The sequence below is a fragment of the Pantoea sp. GL120224-02 genome, from assembly GCF_900215395.1.
GTDB classification, from domain to species: Bacteria; Pseudomonadota; Gammaproteobacteria; order Enterobacterales; family Enterobacteriaceae; genus Pantoea; species Pantoea communis.
In genome coordinates this window covers 188,540-206,591 of the sequence record NZ_OBEC01000004.1, presented here as the reverse complement: position 1 = coordinate 206,591, position 18,052 = coordinate 188,540, and the positions used below count along the sequence as shown (strand labels likewise).

General features: G+C 48.8%; 12 protein-coding genes. 9 read left to right on the top strand and 3 right to left on the bottom strand.

Features of this window, described 5'->3' with window-relative positions:
* The first annotated feature begins 45 nt into the window (after positions 1-45).
* The 9 genes from CRO33_RS10070 to CRO33_RS10030 all read left to right on the top strand — a co-directional run bounded on the left by CRO33_RS10070 (position 46) and on the right by CRO33_RS10030 (position 13,598).
* A complete protein-coding gene (locus tag CRO33_RS10070) occupies positions 46-1,500 on the top strand; it encodes a TolC family outer membrane protein (RefSeq protein ID WP_097118053.1) in 1,455 nt (484 codons plus the stop codon).
* Positions 1,497-3,680, top strand: coding sequence for a type I secretion system permease/ATPase (locus CRO33_RS10065; protein ID WP_097118052.1), 2,184 nt, complete (start codon positions 1,497-1,499; stop codon positions 3,678-3,680). Before CRO33_RS10070 ends, CRO33_RS10065 begins: the two co-directional genes overlap by 4 nt.
* A complete protein-coding gene (locus CRO33_RS10060; RefSeq protein WP_409566147.1) occupies positions 3,680-4,903 on the top strand; it encodes an HlyD family type I secretion periplasmic adaptor subunit in 1,224 nt (407 codons plus the stop codon). Before CRO33_RS10065 ends, CRO33_RS10060 begins: the two co-directional genes overlap by 1 nt.
* A 721-nt stretch (positions 4,904-5,624) precedes the next feature.
* On the top strand, positions 5,625-6,608 hold the full coding sequence (locus CRO33_RS10055) for a KpsF/GutQ family sugar-phosphate isomerase (protein ID WP_058961876.1): 984 nt from the start codon (positions 5,625-5,627) through the stop codon (positions 6,606-6,608).
* Between the two features lie 89 nt (positions 6,609-6,697).
* Entirely contained in the window at positions 6,698-7,846 is a 1,149-nt protein-coding gene (locus CRO33_RS10050) for a capsule biosynthesis protein (RefSeq protein WP_097118050.1), read from the top strand.
* Positions 7,847-7,857: 11 nt separating this feature from the next.
* On the top strand, positions 7,858-9,537 hold the full coding sequence (locus CRO33_RS10045; RefSeq protein WP_097118049.1) for a polysaccharide biosynthesis/export family protein: 1,680 nt from the start codon (positions 7,858-7,860) through the stop codon (positions 9,535-9,537).
* A 9-nt stretch (positions 9,538-9,546) separates the two neighbouring features.
* Positions 9,547-10,287 (top strand): 3-deoxy-manno-octulosonate cytidylyltransferase, encoded by a 741-nt coding sequence (kdsB, locus tag CRO33_RS10040; RefSeq protein ID WP_097118048.1) that lies wholly within the window; start codon positions 9,547-9,549, stop codon positions 10,285-10,287.
* Entirely contained in the window at positions 10,284-12,311 is a 2,028-nt protein-coding gene (locus CRO33_RS10035) for a capsular polysaccharide biosynthesis protein (RefSeq protein ID WP_097118047.1), read from the top strand. Before kdsB ends, CRO33_RS10035 begins: the two co-directional genes overlap by 4 nt.
* A gap of 45 nt (positions 12,312-12,356) precedes the next feature.
* Positions 12,357-13,598: a capsule biosynthesis protein gene (locus tag CRO33_RS10030; RefSeq protein WP_097118046.1), complete on the top strand. Its 1,242-nt coding sequence runs from the start codon at positions 12,357-12,359 to the stop codon at positions 13,596-13,598.
* 507 nt (positions 13,599-14,105) lie between these two features.
* On the opposite strand, the gene CRO33_RS10025 is transcribed toward CRO33_RS10030, so the two are convergent.
* The 3 genes from CRO33_RS10025 to CRO33_RS10015 are packed head-to-tail and all read right to left on the bottom strand — an operon-like array spanning position 14,106 to position 17,772.
* Entirely contained in the window at positions 14,106-16,334 is a 2,229-nt protein-coding gene (locus tag CRO33_RS10025) for a galactosyltransferase-related protein (protein WP_097118045.1), read from the bottom strand.
* On the bottom strand, positions 16,331-16,999 hold the full coding sequence (locus CRO33_RS10020) for an ABC transporter ATP-binding protein (RefSeq protein ID WP_097118044.1): 669 nt from the start codon (positions 16,997-16,999) through the stop codon (positions 16,331-16,333). The genes CRO33_RS10025 and CRO33_RS10020 overlap by 4 nt, the downstream gene beginning before the upstream one ends.
* Entirely contained in the window at positions 16,996-17,772 is a 777-nt protein-coding gene (locus CRO33_RS10015; RefSeq protein ID WP_097118043.1) for an ABC transporter permease, read from the bottom strand. Before CRO33_RS10015 ends, CRO33_RS10020 begins: the two co-directional genes overlap by 4 nt.
* Between the last annotated feature and the right edge of the window lie 280 nt (positions 17,773-18,052).

Genomic DNA, 18,052 nt, shown 5'->3' with positions numbered 1-18,052 from the left:
CACAGGGATGTGCCCCTTTCTTTGTTACTGACTGGTGGATTATCGATGGATTTGATGCAATCAGGCGCTCCAACTCGCCGTTATTCTAAGCTCAGCGTCTTCTGTGCGGGCATCGCTTTATTTCATTGTTCACAACTCATGGCTGCCAGTGATGCGCTCACCTCGGCCAGCCGAATCACCTCCGCAGGCCTGGCACAACAGCAGCAGGATCTGCCGTCATTAACCGGTGAAGTGGCCGAACCCGCATTGGCTCACGTCCCGGATTCACTCACGATTAACCAGGCCGTACAGCGTGCCATTCAGTGGCATCCGGATATCGCGCAGGCGGTGGGGAAAATGCTGGAACAGGCCAACCAGGTGGATGTGGCGAAAGCCAAATATTATCCGCAGATCAGCGGCGGGATGAACAACGGCTACAGCAATGCCTATACCGAGAAGGGATTCAGCCCATCGTTTGTGTTATCGGTTTCGCAGATGTTGTATGACTTTGGCAAAGTCAGCAGTTCTGTGCGATCCGCTGAAGCTGGCGTGGCGATGGAACAAGCCAACGTGCTGGTGAGTATTGATACGGTGGCACATGACACGGCTTCCGCGCTGGTGGAAGTGCAGGGCTATCAGCAACTGGTGAAAATTGCCCAGCAGCAGCTCGATGCACTGAGCAAAATTGGCGATCTGGCCCGTCAGCGAAATGATGAAGGCGCGGCTTCGCTCTCCGATGCCACGCAAACTGATGCGCGTATTGAAGGGGCGCGCACCACGCTGATTCAGTATCAGGCCAACCTCGATCGCTGGCGTGCCACGTTGGCGACCTATCTCGGTTGGCCGCTGGTGAAGAAAGTGAATGAGGACTTTCCGGTGAACCTGACGCGCTCCTGCGCGGTGGGTAAAGCGGATGACAAACTCAACCCGGCAGTGCTGTCGGCATGGGCACAGGCCAATCAGGCACAGGCAAAACTGGATAATGCTAACGCGCAGAACCTGCCAACGATTTCGCTGGAACCCCAGGTCACGCACTACCTCAACAATCACTACTCCGGCAGTGAAACGCTCGATCGCACTCAGTATCAGGCCTTCGTCAAAGTGGAGATGCCGATCTATCAGGGAGGCGGGATCACTGCCGCGCGTGACGCCGCTGCCAACGCCTTGCAAGCGGCCAACGCGGCCGTCAACTCCGCGCGCCTGAAAGCACGGCAGCAACTCAGTGAATCGCAAAGTGCAGCCCTTAGCTTGTCGCAGAGTCTGGCGATTATGGGGCGGCAACAGAGGCTGGGTGAGAAAACCCAGCAGCTCTATCAGGATCAGTATCTGCAACTCGGCACCCGTCCGCTGCTGGACGTGCTTAACGCCGAGCAGGAAGTATTCCAGACCCGTTTCACCCTGCAGCAAACCATCAGTCAATTACGATCGTTGCAACTCGACTGCTTATACAGCACCGGGCATATCCGATCGGCGTTCGCTTTGAATAATCAGCGGATCCAGAATGTGGAGATCCAGCCATGACCCAATTACAAATTCCCGATGCCCCGAATGGTGATACCAGCAGTGGTGCCGACGGTCACGTTCCGTTAAATGGATGGGCGACGGCGATCATTCAGATCGCCACCCATTATCGTTTGCCCTGTTCTCCGGGCATGATTATGGCCGCCGCCGAATGGCAGGGTAAACAGACGCGTGACAAAGCGTTGCGCCATCTGGCGCGTCAGGCTGGTTTATCGCTACAGCTTTATGAAGAGAATAAATGGGAAATCACCAGCTGGCGTTTGCCGCTGGCGGTAGAACTGAACGATGGGCAAGTCGGTGTTATCACCAGTTTTGACGGTGATGATGAAGTGCGCGTACATTTCTCCGGAGATGAACAACCCGCCCCCGTCGCGCTGGCAACGTTGCTGCCTGAAATCCGCTTCGCCGCCGCATTACGCCCGGTAACGGCCGCCAAAGACAGCCGTGTCGATCGTTATCTGGCAACCGTAAAACCCAACTGGCTGATGAAGCTGGTGCTGCACGATATGCGGCCTTACGGCCATGTCATGCTGGCCTCCTTCCTGATCAATCTGATGGCGCTGGTCGGCATTATCTTCTCCATGCAGGTGTATGACCGCGTGATCCCCGCGCAATCTTATCCCACGCTGTATGTGCTCTATATCGGCGTAATTATCTCGGTGGTGTTCACCTACATATTGCGAGTCGGCCGCGATCACGTCACCGACTTACTGGGTAAGCGCGCTGACATGCGTGTATCGGATCGCGTGTTTGGCCATGCGCTGCGGCTGCGAAACAGTGCGGTGCCGCGTTCGACTGGTACCTTTATTTCGCAGCTGCGCGAGCTGGAATCGATCCGTGAGATGGTGACTTCAACCACCGTCTCCGCCATCGTCGATATGCCGTTCTTCCTGCTGTTCCTGCTGGTGATGGCGATTATCGCTCCCCAGCTGGCATGGATAGCGCCCATCGCGGTGATTTTGATGGTGCTGCCAGGCCTGTTCAGCCAGAAAAAACTGGCGAAGCTGGCACAGCAGGCGATGAAAGAGTCCACGCTACGCAATGCGGTGCTGGTGGAGAGTGTGCAGGGGCTGGAGGATATCAAGCTGATGCAGGCAGAAGATCGCTTCCTGCAGCAGTGGAACAGCTACATTCGCATTACCGCGCAATCCGGCGTTGAGATGCGAAAAGTCATGCATTCGCTGATCAGTTGGGGTGTGACGGTACAAGGTCTGGTATATGCCAGTGTCATCGTAGTGGGCGCGCCAATGGTGATTAATGGCGATATCTCTACCGGTGCGATTGTGGCGGCATCCCTGCTTTCCTCTCGAATGATTGCCCCCATGGCAACACTGTGTGGTGTGCTGGCGCGCTGGCAGCAAGTGAAAGCCGCCAAAATCGGTCTGGATGCGTTGATGAACCTGCCGGTGGAAAACAGTAAAGACGAAACCCGTATTCATTGCCCGGTGCTGTTTGGCCATTACCAGTTCAATGATGCGATGTTCCGCTATTACAGTGATTCACTCACCGTCGCACTGCGTATTAAAAGCCTGACGATCAAACCGGGTGAACGTATTGCCGTGCTGGGTCGCAACGGTTCGGGCAAGTCAACCTTGTTGCAAGCGATGATCGGCGGCATGGATCTGGTGGGCGGCGAACTGCGTCTGGATAACCTCAGCTTACCGCATATTGATGTGTCGGATGTGCGCCGCAACGTGGGTTTAATGACGCAAAACGCACGCCTGTTCCACGGCACGCTGCGTGAAAACCTCACCATGGGCGCGGCCCACGCGACTGACGATGCCATCTTCGGTGCATTAACGGTCAGCGGCGGGGCGGATTTCATTCGTCGTTTGCCACTCGGTCTCGATCATCCGGTTATGGAAGGCGGGGTAGGCTTATCAGGCGGCCAGCGCCAGTCAGTACTATTGGCTCGCATGCTGTTGCGCGATCCCAACATTATCCTGCTGGATGAACCCACGGCGGCGCTGGATGATCATACCGAGAAAGAGTTTATCGAGCGTTTAGGGGCTTGGCTCAATGGCCGCACCTTAATCGTCGCCACTCACCGTGCGGCGATCCTTGCATTGGTGGATCGCGTGTTGGTACTCAAAGATGGGCAACTGGTGATGGACAGCCCGAAAGAGAATGCGTTGCCGCCACCGCGTGCCGGCGGTAACTCACCGGAGGTGCACTCATGATGAAGCAACTCCCCGGCAAACTGCGACTGGTCACCGCGGCAGAAGTCAATTCCTCTGACGATCTGTTGGGGGAACTCAAATCTGAGACTCACTACACCGGTGCGGTTAGGCTGATCACCATCAGCGCCGCGTTGATCCTGATATCGCTGGTGTGGGCCTGGTTCGGCGTACTGGATGAAGTCTCAACCGGCACGGGCAAAGTGATTCCGAGCTCACGTGACCAGGTGCTGCAATCCTTAGAAGGCGGCATCCTTACCGAGCTTTATGTGCACGAAGGCGATCGGGTGAAAGCGGGGCAGGTGGTGGCGCGTCTTGATGCCACGCGCTCGCAATCCAGCGTGGGTGAAAGTGCGGCGCGTTATCGTGCGGCACTGGCAGCGGCCTCGCGCCTGAGAGCCGAGGTCAACGACGATCCCCTTACGTTCCCCAATGAGCTCAAGGCTTATCCTGATTTGATTGCCTCCGAGACGCGGTTGTATAAAACCAAACGCGCCCAGCTTAATGACTCGACAAAGCAGTTCAAAGAGTCGCTGGCGTTGGCAAACAAAGAGTTAGCGATCACACAGCGACTGGCGAAAACCGGCGCCGCCAGTAGCGTTGAAGTGTTGCGTTTGCAGCGCGATAAATCGGATCTGGAGCTGAAACTCACCGACATGCGCTCGCAATACTATGTGCAGGCGCGTGAGGAGCTGGCAAAAGCCAGTGCCGAAGCGGACAGCCTGGCTGAGGTGATCAAAGGGCGTGAAGATACGGTGACACGCCTGACCATCCGTGCGCCGATGAATGGCATCGTGAAAAACATCAAAGTCTCCACGGTCGGCGGGGTGATTCCTCCCAATGGCGAACTGATGAACATCGTGCCACTCAACGACCGTCTGCTGATTGAGGCGCGCCTGTCACCGCGAGATATTGCTTTTATCCATCCCGGCCAGCGTGCGGTGGTGAAGATCTCGGCCTATGACTACGCGATTTATGGTGGCATGAACGGCGTGGTGGAAAGCATTTCACCGGATACTATCCAGGATGAGGTGAAGCCGGAGATTTACTACTATCGCGTGTTTATCCGCACTGATAACGACTACGTGCAGAACAAAGCCGGTAAGCGCTACTCGATCAGTCCGGGGATGGTTTCTACTGTCGATATCAAGACCGGCGAGAAGACCATCATGGATTATCTGGTGAAACCGTTTAACAAAGCCAAAGAGGCGATGCGCGAACGCTAATCGCAAAACTCGATGTTTAAGAGCCGCCGTTGAGGAGTCAACGGCGGCTTTTTTGTGTCGTGAGTTGGGTGACTTAAAGGAAATTGATGTTTTGTTAGGGCGCAGACAGGTACTGTTTTGCGAGAAGGTGACATTTTTTATCCAGTATCAGCGCTAACCTGTTCGCCAAATTTAGTGCTGAAGAGATGCAGCTAACCAAGGCCATTCTCAGGGAGTTTTCTCGGTTTTCTTTGACATGATGGGTTGCAATGGTAATTACTGGAAGCTTTTTGACATTTTTAGAAAATTTTAGCGCGAATTAGTGAGGAGTGTTGGGAATTTGGTTTAAATCTTCGTTAACCAGATGAATTAAAGCGTTTTATACCAGTAGGTGCTTTTTTGTGGTTAAGAATTGACCGCTGAATGGGTAAGGGTTCAATAAGAATATGCTTAAAATTCTTGTGCCGCCTGTTGCTGTATGTTACATAGAGTGTCGAATTTCTATCCCTTGCTCACTTCAGATTTTGCTGTGAGCGTCGCAGTGAAAAATAATAAAAAGAGCTTACCTCATTACCCGTTAAGCGGATGCCTATGCGCACGCCTTAACTTGTCACGCAGCGAGATAAACCGCCTGGATTCAGGTGGGATAGAACAGAAACGTTAACAAAATTAGCCGTTATGCTTCCACGATTTTGGGAGTGCGGCGATAGCATTTGCTAAAACCCCATGCAAAGGAACTGACATGAAGCAGGTTGTTTTTCAGGAGCAGCACAGTGGATTCATTGAGCCGCTGTTAATCGACTCAGTGCGTAAAACTCTGGCCGAACAAGGTGCCGCGCTGAGCAACCTTTCGCAGCAACTTGATAGCCAGCAATATCAAAATGCGCTGCACCTGATCATGAACTGCAAAGGCCACGTAATCCTCTCCGGTATGGGCAAGTCAGGGCATGTCGGCCGCAAGATGTCTGCCACGTTAGCCTCTACCGGAACACCCAGCTTCTTTATTCATCCTGCTGAAGCCTTCCATGGCGATCTCGGGATGATTACCCCTTATGACCTGTTGATTTTGATCTCCGCCAGTGGCGAAACCGATGAAATCCTCAAGTTAGTGCCCTCGCTGAAAAACTTCGGCAACCGCATTGTGGCGATTACCAATAACGGTGACTCCACTCTGGCTAAGAACGCTGATGCGGTGCTGGAACTCAACATGGAAAGCGAAAGCTGCCCCAATAATCTCGCGCCGACGACCTCCACCACCCTGACTATGGCAATAGGCGATGCGTTGGCGGTGGCGATGATTCACCAACGTAAATTCATGCCTGATGACTTTGCCCGTTACCACCCAGGCGGTTCGCTGGGGCGTCGTTTACTGACGCGCGTAGTGGATGTGATGCAGCGTGATGTGCCGACAGTAAATATCGACGCACCTTTCAAAACGGTCATTCAGAAAATCACCAGTGGCTGTCAGGGCATGGTGGTGGTCGAGGACGCAGCGGGAAATCTGGCAGGCATTATCACTGACGGTGACCTGCGCCGCTTTATGGAAAAAGAGGATGCGCTGGCATCTGCCACGGCTGAACAGATGATGACGCGTCAGCCGCTGACGCTGCCAGAAGAAACCATGATTTTTGAAGCAGAGGAAAAGATGCAAAAGCATCGCGTTTCTGCGCTTTTAGTTACCAATAAACTCAATAAGATCACCGGATTGGTACGAATTTTCGACTAGCCGGACATGAATGGGTGTGTCGCGCGGTGAGCCGCAAGTCGTACCTCAACACGTGCCTGAGCACCCCAATAAAATTTGATGATAGTTCCATGTTGATGAAAGTGAAGTCCGCCGCATCCACGATGCGTTCGCGTTTTCCTGCCATTTCACTGGCGGAAATCCAGAAGCACCTGGCGAAAATTATCATTCTGCTGCCGATGGCGCTGCTGCTGATCTATCTCGTGATCTTCAGCCAGCCGCGCTATATGAGCGAATCCAAAGTCGCGATTAAACGTTCTGACGATCTCACCAGCAGTAGCCTTAATTTTGGCTTGTTGCTGGGTGCCTCTAATCCTAGCTCCGCCGAAGATGCGCTCTACCTCAAGGAGTACATCAATTCACCGGACATGCTCCGGGTGCTGGATAAGCAACTCGACTTCCATGAAGCCTTTAGCCATAGCGGGTTGGATTTCCTCAACCATCTGGCAAAGGAAGAGACCGCCGAACGCTTCCTGCAGTACTACCGTGACCGCATCAGCATTGCTTACGACGACAAAACCGGCCTGTTGGATATCCAGACGCAAGGCTTCAGCCCAGAATTTGCGCTGAAGTTTAACCAGGCCGTGTTGAAAGAAACCGAGCGCTTTATCAACGAACTATCGCACCGCATTGCACGTGATCAGCTCTCGTTTGCTGAAGCGGAAATGGAGAAAGCACGCGTTCGACTGGATGCCAGCAAAAGTGAATTGCTCGCTTACCAGAACAGCAACAACGTGCTGGACCCGGAAGCGCAGGCGCTGGCCGCCAGCACCCTGGTCAATACCCTGATGGGTCAAAAGATCCAGATGGAAGCCGATCTGCGTAACCTGCTGACCTATCTGCGTGATGACGCGCCGCAGGTGGTGAGTGCGCAAAACGCGATCTCCTCCTTACAAGCGCAGATTGACGCTGAAAAAAGCAAAATCACCGCGCCGCAGGGCCACAAGCTGAACCGTATGGCGGTGGATTTTGAAGAGATTAAATCGAAGGTGGCGTTTGATACCGAGCTGTACAAGCTGGCGCTGACTTCGATTGAGAAAACCCGCGTGGAAGCGGCACGTAAGCTGAAAGTCTTGTCGGTGATCAGTTCACCGCAGCAGCCGCAGGAATCCACATTCCCCAATACTCCTTATTTGATCGCCTGCTGGTTGCTGGTGTGCTGCTTATTGTTCGGCACGCTGAAATTGCTGTTAGCCGTTATTGAAGATCACCGGGATTAATTGAGTTCGTCATGAAATTATTGAAGTCACTGTTACTGCTTGCCGCATGGCAAGCCACCACCGCCAGTGCTGCGCTGGATATTAATGCCGATCCGAATCTGACCGGTGCGGCACCGCTGCCTTCGTTCCTCACTGGCCAGCAGAGTAGTCAGGTGCAGAGCAGCGATGGGTTTGATAACACCCCGCGCCCGGTAGCACCGGCGATGATGAGCCGCATGTTTGGCGCACAGCTGTTTAACGGCACCAGCGCCGATAGCGGCGCAACCGTCGGCTTCAACCCCGGCTATGTGCTTAATCCCGGCGACAGCATTCAGGTACGCTTGTGGGGCGCGTTCACTTTTGATGGCGCTCTGCAGGTTGATCCGAAAGGCAATATCTTCCTGCCGAATGTGGGGCCGGTAAAAGTCGCGGGCGTGAGCAACAGTCAGCTGAATGCGTTAGTGACCAGCAAAGTCAAAGAGGTTTATCAGGCTAACGTCAGTGTGTACGCCTCGCTGCTGCAGGCGCAGCCAGTGAAGGTTTACGTGACCGGTTTTGTGCGCAGCCCTGGCCTGTATGGCGGTGTGACCTCTGATTCCCTGCTCAACTACCTGATTAAAGCGGGCGGCGTCGATCCCGATCGCGGCAGTTATGTCGATATCGTGGTGAAGCGTGGCAACCGCGTGCGTTCCAGCATCAACCTGTATGACTTCTTGCTCAACGGCAAGTTGGGTCTGTCACAGTTTGCCGATGGTGACACCATCGTGGTGGGGCCGCGTCAACACACCTTTAGCGTGCAGGGTGATGTGTTCAACAGCTATGACTTTGAATTCCGTGACAGCAGCATTCCGGTGACGGAAGCGCTGAGCTGGGCGCGTGCTAAACCAGGCGCCACTAACATCACTATTATCCGTCAGCAGGGCTTGCAGAAACGTAGTGAGTATTACCCGATCAGTTCTGCGCCGGGCCGCATGTTGCAGGATGGCGATACGCTGATTGTCAGCACCGATCGCTATGCCGGCACCATTCAGGTTCGCGTCGAAGGTGCGCACTCTGGCGAACACGCGATGGTGCTGCCATACGGTTCGAGCATGCGTGCGGTGTTAGCGAAGATCCGCACCAACAGCATGTCTGAAATGAGTGCTATCCAGCTTTACCGTCCTTCTGTGGCGCAGCGTCAGAAAGAGATGCTGGATCTGTCCCTGCAGAAACTGGAAGAGGCCTCGCTCTCTGCCCAATCCTCCACCAAAGAAGAAGCCAGCCTGCGCATGCAGGAAGCTCAGCTGATCAGCCGCTTCGTCAACAAAGCGCGCAACGTGGTGCCGAAGGGTGAAGTGATCCTCAACGAGAAGAACCTCGATTCGATTCTGCTGGAAGATGGCGACGTGATTAACATCCCGCAGAAAACCTCGCTGGTTATGGTGCATGGCGAAGTGCTGTTCCCGAATGCGGTGAGCTGGGAGAAAGGCATGAGCCCGAAAGATTACATCGAGAAGTGTGGTGGTCTGACGCAGAAATCGGGTAACGCCAAGATTGTGGTGATTCGTCAGAACGGTGCAGCCGAGAACGGTGAAGATGTTGACACGCTGAACCCAGGCGACGAGTTGATGGTACTGCCGAAGTACGAATCGAAGAACATCGAAGTCACACGCGGTATCTCCACCATCCTCTACCAGCTGGCGGTGGGTGCGAAAGTGATTCTGTCGATCTAAGGAATGGATATGAACAAAGCAGTGATTGTGATCCCCGCTCGTTTTGGCTCCTCGCGTCTGCCGGGCAAACCCTTGCTGGATATCGTCGGCAAGCCGATGATCCAGCACGTCTATGAGCGTGCGCTGCAAGTGGCGGGCGTGGACGAAGTGTGGGTAGCGACCGATGATGAACGTGTGATGCAGGCCGTCGCCGATTTTGGCGGTAAGGCGATCATGACGCGCGATGACCATGAATCGGGCACTGACCGTCTGGTAGAAGTGATGCAGAAGGTTGACGCGGATATCTATATCAATCTGCAGGGCGATGAACCAATGATTCGTCCGCAGGATGTGGCGCATCTGGTACAGGGCATGCGTGATGACGCAGCCTTGCCCGTAGCAACCTTATGCCACCCGATCTCTGTAGAAGAAGCGCTGGAAGCCAGCACAGTAAAAGTGGTGGTGAATACGCGCCGCGATGCACTCTACTTTAGCCGTTCACCGATTCCTTATCCGCGTAATGCCGATAAAGCCCGTTATCTAAAACATGTCGGGATTTACGCCTATCGCCGTGATGTGCTGCAAAACTACAGCCAACTACCAGAAGCCATGCCGGAACAGGCGGAGTCACTGGAGCAGCTGCGTTTAATGAATGCGGGCATCGCGATTCGCGCTTTTGAAGTCGCGGCAACCGGGCCGGGCGTTGATACGCCAGCCTGCCTCGACAAAGTTTGTAAGCTGATGGCACAGGAGCTTGCGGAAACCGCATGATTGGCATCTTCTCTTCCGGTATCTGGCGCATTCCGCAGCTGGAAAATTTTTTGGCACAACCGTGTCAGAAACTTTCTGCACTGCGCCCGATCCCGCAGGAGATAGATACGGTAGCTGTATGGGGACATCGCCCCAGCGCCGCCAAACCGGTTGCGCTGGCTCAGGCTGCCGGTAAACCCGTTCTCCGTCTGGAAGACGGTTTTATCCGCTCACTGGATCTCGGCGTAAACGGTGCACCGCCTCTCTCCATCGTAATGGACGATTGCGGTATCTATTACGATGCCAACCAGCCAAGTGCGCTGGAAAAACTGATTCAGGATAAAGCCGGTAACGCGGCTTTAGCTGAACAGGCGCGTGAAGCGATGCAAACCATCGTGACTGAAGATCTGTCAAAATATAATCAGGCTCCGGCTTTTGTCGCAGGTGATGCCCTCAATCCTGAGCTGGTGTTGGTGGTCGATCAGACCTTCAACGATATGTCCGTCACCTATGGCAATGCCGGTGCCGATGATTTCACGGCGATGCTGGACGCCGCGATTAAAGAAAACCCGCAGGCTATCATCTGGGTCAAAGTGCATCCTGATGTCCTTCAGGGCAAGAAGGCAGGCTATTACGCCAATCTCCAGTCAACGCATCGCGTGCACCTGATGGCGGACAACGTGAGTCCGCAGTCTCTGTTACGCCACGTTTCACGTGTTTATGTGATGACCTCGCAGTACGGTTTTGAAGCTCTGATCGCGGGCAAACCGGTGACCTGTTTTGGTCAACCGTGGTACGCCGGTTGGGGATTGACTGACGATCGTCATCCGAAAGCTCAAGAGCTGTCAATGCGCCGTGGTAACGCATCATTGGTGGAACTGTTTGCCGCCGCGTATCTGCGTTACTGCCGTTATATCGATCCGAAAACTGGCGCGGCAAGCGACTTATTTACTGTGCTGCATTGGATGCAGTTACAGCGTCGACATCAACAGCAGCGTAGCGGGCATTTATGGGCTCCGGGCTTAACGCTGTGGAAATCCACCATCCTCAAACCTTTCTTACGCACCACTGCGAATAAAGTAAGTTTCTCACGCCGCTGTTCTGCCGCGACGGCATGCGTTGTATGGGGTGTGAAAGGAGAGCAACGTTGGCATGAAGAAGCCAACAGGCGTTTGCTGCCGATATGGCGGATGGAAGATGGCTTTTTACGGTCATCTGGCCTGGGTTCCGATTTGCTGCCACCACTTTCACTGGTGCTGGATAAGCGCGGCATCTATTACGATGCAACCCGCCCAAGCGACCTGGAAGTCTTGCTGAACCACAGCCAACTCACGCTGGCTCAACAGCTACGTGCAGAAAAGCTTCAGCAGCGCTTGGTGGAGAGCAAGCTGAGTAAGTACAACCTTGGCGCGGATTTTACGTTGCCCGCTGTCGCGCAGGGTAAAACAGTGATTCTGGTGCCGGGACAGGTTGAAGATGATGCTTCGATTCTCACAGGCGCGGTTTCCATCAATACCAATCTCGGCCTGCTGCGCACTGTGCGTGAGCGCAATCCTGATGCCTTCGTGATCTACAAGCCACATCCTGATGTGCTGGTGGGTAATCGCAAAGGCGACATTCCTGCCGAACAGGTCGAACAGTTCGCTGACTACCAGGCGCTGGACGCCGACATCATTCAATGCATCCAGATTGCGGACGAATTGCATACGCTCACGTCGCTTTCGGGTTTTGAAGCGCTGCTGCACGGCAAGAAAGTATTTTGTTATGGCCTGCCATTTTATGCAGGTTGGGGACTCACCACGGATGAGCACAGTTGCCGTCGTCGTAGTCGCCGTTTGCTGCTTTCAGACCTGATCTATCAGGCATTTATTGTTTATCCAAGTTACATCCATCCTCTGCGCCTTGAGCCGATTGCGGCGGAAGAAGCGGCTGAATACCTCATTCATACGCCACGCAGACAGATGTTTATTACAAAAAAGAAAGCGGGACGGATTATCCGTCATTACCGCAAGTTACTGATGTTTATTAAGGTCAGGTTCGGCTGAAGATAGCCGGTTACGGACAATAATGAATAACCATAAAGGTTGAATATGCACAGTAATGCATTGACCATTTTGCTGTCTGGGAAGAAATATCTGCTGTTACAGGGGCCGATGGGGCCGTTCTTCAATGATGTAGCCGTTTGGCTGGAATCATTGGGGCGTGAGGCCGTGAATGTCGTATTCAACGGTGGCGATCGGTTTTACTGTCGCCAGCGTGAATATCTGACGTTTGAACAAACGCCGAAGGAGTTTCCGGGCTGGCTGCGCGACACTTACGCCAGCTATGACTTCGATACGATTCTGTGCTTTGGCGATTGTCGGCCATTGCATCAGGCTGCAGGGCGTTGGGCAAAATCCAAGGGTATTCGCTTCCTCGCTTTTGAAGAGGGGTATCTGCGTCCGCACTTCATTACGGTGGAAGAGGGCGGGGTGAATGCACACTCCTCACTGCCGCGCGACCCTGATTTCTATCGTCAACTGCCAGAGATTCCTGCTGCGCAGGTTGAGCACCTGAAACCTTCTGCGATGAAGCGCATTGGCCATGCGACCTGGTATTATCTGGTCGGCTGGCGCTACCGTCATGAGTTCCATAAATATCGCCATCACAAGTCCTTCTCACCCTGGTATGAAGCGCAATGCTGGATTCGTGCTTACTGGCGCAAACAGCTTTACGGTGTAATGCAGCGTAAGGTATTACCGCGTTTGCAGTCAGAACTGGATCAGCGTTATTACCTGGCGATCTTGCAGGTGTACAACGACAGCCAGATCCGCAACCACAGCCGTTATGACGATGTGCGTGATTATATTAATGACGTGATGTATTCCTTCGCCCGCAAAGCGCCGAAAGATAGCCATTTGGTGATCAAACACCATCCGATGGATCGCGGTCATCGCTTATATGGGCCGCTGATTAAGCGCTTGGGGAAAGAGTTTGGTGTGAGTGACCGTGTGATCTATGTGCACGATTTGCCGATGCCGGAATTACTGACACATGCTAAGGCGGTGGTCACGATTAACAGTACGGCAGGGATCTCAGCACTGATTCACAATAAGCCACTGAAGGTGATGGGCAATGCCCTCTACGACATTAAAGGACTGACGTATCAAGGGCATTTGCACCAGTTCTGGCAGGCTGGGTTTAAGCCGGATATGAAGTTGTTTAAGCAGTTTAGAGGTTATTTATTAGATAATACTCAGGTTAATGCTGTCTATTATAATTCAAATGATTCACTAAGACGTGAACAATTAAAGGAAAGCGTCAGTAATTTTTTGGGATTTTTGATAACTTAAATATTTGGCCTTGATTGGTAGGTTATGTTAAATTATAAAAAAGTAATTTGACGATTGTTAATCGAGTTTTTAATATTCGAACGATAATGTCTAATTAATTTTTACAAAGAGATGGAAAGATATTGACTGTTACTTTTGTTAAGTTAAATTTATTCTAGAGTAAAATCATTTTGCATAATTAATTGGCGGGTCTTTATTTTTTTGCCGACATGGGTGAATCGCATCATAGCTTGAGATGAATACGTCAATCCTTATGAAATTTTTTGCAAGGGTTAAATTATTATAAATCTTAACGTGGTTTTTTTAGTTAGTAATCATGCGGTTTATGTTGCCATTCACTGTAAAATCACCTCAAATTTTTATGAGGTTAAAATCTAAAGTATATATTCCTTTAAAGAATTAACCAACCTTTTCAGCTTCATCTTTAATACGAGATTTAAAAAAAAGATCATCGCCGAATAAAAATAATAAAGTTGAGCCTTACAGCCCAACTTTGCTTCTAATTTTTCAGGAAACTCTATTTCGTAATGCATCTATAAAAAATAGTTTGGGGTTTTTAGCTAGCTTTTTAATTTTTCTGCTTAAACTTCCTTTTTTTCTATTTTTAAGAACGAATTGCTGCGGTGAAGATGAAATGACATTTCTATCTAGTTTTAGTTCATTAGTAATTGGTTTTAAAAGGGCTTCAGGTTGCTTCTTCTCTAAATAATCATCAAGGCGGTACCTGTCAAATAACATGCTTTCTTTAATATTTATAATATTTGCAGGTTTTATTTTTAACTCGCCTTCATTAAATACTCTGATGATATTATATTTGATGTTTACTGAAATAGAAAGGTTGGCTTTATCAGTATGCTTACGCTCTTTTCTTTCCCAGGTAGCAAAAGAATAAAAATCATTGATTAAATAAGATATAAATTTTATGGATTTTTCTTTGTTGAATTTATAATCATCAGATATTAGTTTGTCGGCTAAGTGCTGAGCGCTTTCGACCTTAGAGTTCAATTCCTCACATGAATAATGTGCCTGGCCAAATGTGAATACATGTTTATCATACAGTTGAGATATAATTCCAACGCCACTATTTAAAAGTGCTACTGCATCACAGCATTCAAGAATGTCTCCAATATGATACTCATCAACAAGAGTAGTAGATTCCGAGTTGAATTTATCTAAACTTAATGGGTGGTTTTTTACTATAACTTTCCAATTTTCAGGCAGCAAATGAGGTAATAATTTTATTTCATTAATGAAGTTATCATAGCTAATAACATCCCCGCAAAAATATCGTGTGGTAGTGTCGCTTGGGGATTGGAGTGCGACAAATAGAATTTTAATCGCTTCAGATTCGCCAAATAGTTTTCTTTTTAAATTAGCACCACCAATGATTTGTCCTTGGGGTTCTAACGTTGACCCCGAAGTTTTTATTTCATCAATGTAATTTAGAGTTTCAGTTCTTTTAAGGTCATCCAGTGGTATGTTTTTCCATTTATCTTCAAAGTATGAAGTACTTTCACAGCAGAAACCGTTTTCATCTATATAAATAGACCAAGGAAGAGAGCCCCGTTCAATTACATACGTCTTAATGCCGATTTTTTTTGCCTGAATATAAATGGCCAGCCTATGTTCATCACCATAGGGATTATTGAAAATTATACATTCAATGTTGTTTTGATTTATTATATCAGATAAGTTATAAATCGTAATGAACTTCTCTTCAATTAATATTGGGTTATCCAAAACCTTAAAAACATCTCTGTTAAAAGAATGTGGGTTTTTTGATAGGAAAAGTTTTTTCTTTTTATTTGGGTTTGTTAATGGTGTATAGCTAAAATTGTTTTTACTATATCTTTCAGTGTTAGCTTTGAATATTTTGTGATTTCTTTCTCTTACAGTTACAGAGCGATGTTCCGCAATTGGATGCCAGATATGAAATGAATAAATACCCTTATTGGCTACTAAATCTGCATAAATTCGAAAGAGGGAGCGCCATCCTCGCCAGTTGACTTGTTTACTATAGTTGCGTGTGTCTAGTCGGAAAAAATCTCTTGGCTTCTCAATTTCTACATTCCGAAGAAGCCTAAGCCAGAAATCGGAATCCTCGAACCCCCATCCTTCAAAACTCTCATCATAACCACCAATTGATATTGCGTCATGATATTTGCAAACCATGAATGAAGATGCTGGTGCATGATGTACAATCAGATCAGAATTAGGTTTGTATACTTCGGAAATTAGTTTGCTCTGACAATAATCATCAATTCCATTTAAAGCTATTTGAGACCCTTCTTCAGTTAAATATGCAACAGGTATAACGAAGAATGGCCAATCACCAGTTTCTAAAAGATTGGATATTTCAATATTTACGTTGATGTAAAAATCATTTTTATGATATAGGTCAACATCTTCAAAGAGAACATAATCACACTTTGATAAATTTAAGCCAATGTTTCTTGCTGCTGATGCATTCCAAAGATTGGAGTTTGGAGTTGCATAGTGATATGTAAAGCCAATTTCGTCACAGGTCTCTTTTATAAGGTTTGCTTCTAAACTTTCGCTACCATAATCAATAATTATGAATTCAAAATTTTTCGGCATGTACAATTTTGACTTCATGCGAAGTCTGTCACATATGTTATATTCGTCTCTATGTTTGACTGGGATGATTACGTTCACCCTGAAATCAAATTCAATAGTATCTATCTCATTTTTAATTGGCTGTGGATTGTTCATCATTTAATTCCTTCAGATTCCTTGTACATATCTATAGCATCGCTCACATTATTAAAACTAAGGCACTTGTTATTGCGATCAATTAATATTGCGATATCACAGTATTCTTTTAGTGAATTTAAACTATGTGATACCATTATGAAATTTGATTCTTCTTTTTTAGATTTAAATAACCCTGAGCACTTGGATTTAAAACGAGCATCCCCTACAGCGGTAACTTCATCAACAAGATAGTAATCAAATTTGAATGCCATGCTTAGACCAAAACCTAAGCGAGACTTCATGCCCGATGAATAAGTTTTAATAGGCATATCAAAATACTTTCCCAGTTCGGAAAAATCCTCAACAAATTCAACTTTATCTGGTAAATCTTCTTCTTTTGCATAAAGACGCGCAACAAATTTTACGTTCTCACGTCCCGTCAAACTACCCTGGAATCCTCCTGAGAGCCCTACGGGCCAGGATATGGAATTATTTGTAATGATTTTTCCACTGTCAGGGCGGTCAATCCCGCCAATCATTCGTAGCAAGGTTGATTTGCCCGCGCCGTTACGCCCGATTAAAGCCACACTTCTACCTGCAGGTATTTCGATATTTAAATCTTTGAATACATAATGACGACCTGAAGGAGTACGATACGATTTTGTCAAATTTTCAATTTTTATCATGACGTTAGCATTGCCTCTTCACGATTTCTATAAATAGCCAGGCCGACAAACAACATCGCTAACGCACATAATGCGAGATAATCTAAACTAACGCCTTCACTTATATATCCAGGCATTACAGCTTCACGGCTGAGTTCGGCTGCATGAACTATTGGATTCCACAATAAATAAGGCCAGTATTCTTTTGGTATTGAATGTAATGGAAACATTATGCAGGAGATGAAGTATAGTGGTTTTAGCAGAATAGGTAAGAACTTTTGAGTTTCAGGAAGCACTTTACCGACAACCATAAAAATCAATCCCGTCCCGCATGAGAAAATTACTAATAATGTCCATGTGGTAATAAGCTGTAATAAATTAATAATTTCAAAATACTCACCAGCTAACCAGACAACGACCATTAAAAATATATACACCACTGCATAAATCAATGTTTCAAGGAGAGCGCGGGAAATGATAGTGTCGATTGGTTTTACTGGACGATAATTAAATAACCCCTGATTCGCTTCAATAGCACCAACTGAACGATTGCTAATATTACTGAAAATAAAATAAGGAATAATACCATTTAACAAAAATACCGGAAACGATATGTCTGGCATGGTTCGGTGCATGATGAAACCGAAAATACCCAGTAAAACTAATAAATGCGCAGCCGGTTCCAATATCGCCCAAAAATAACCCAATCGATATTTACCAAATCGTGTTCGTATTTCACGGAGGAATAATGCCTTTACGGCAGCTTGCTGGACTTCGAATCCACTTCTGGCCATTGATTTAACTCATTTGAATTGGGTGGGATTTTTACACGCTACCGCCCCTGGCTTAACAGCTACCAATGCACTGGACGCAATACAGGCGGTGTAGGGGGGAGGTTTATAGTTTTTCAGACGGGGGAGCTGAATTAATCAGCAGATTTTACGCAAATTCAAAAGATTAGAGCTGATGAATACGCGAAAGGCGTGATGCCATTTTGAACAATTAGATGGTTTGTCGTTGATATGGATCCATCCACTTGAACAGCTGGTCCCTGCTTGTCTGTAAGAATTTTCC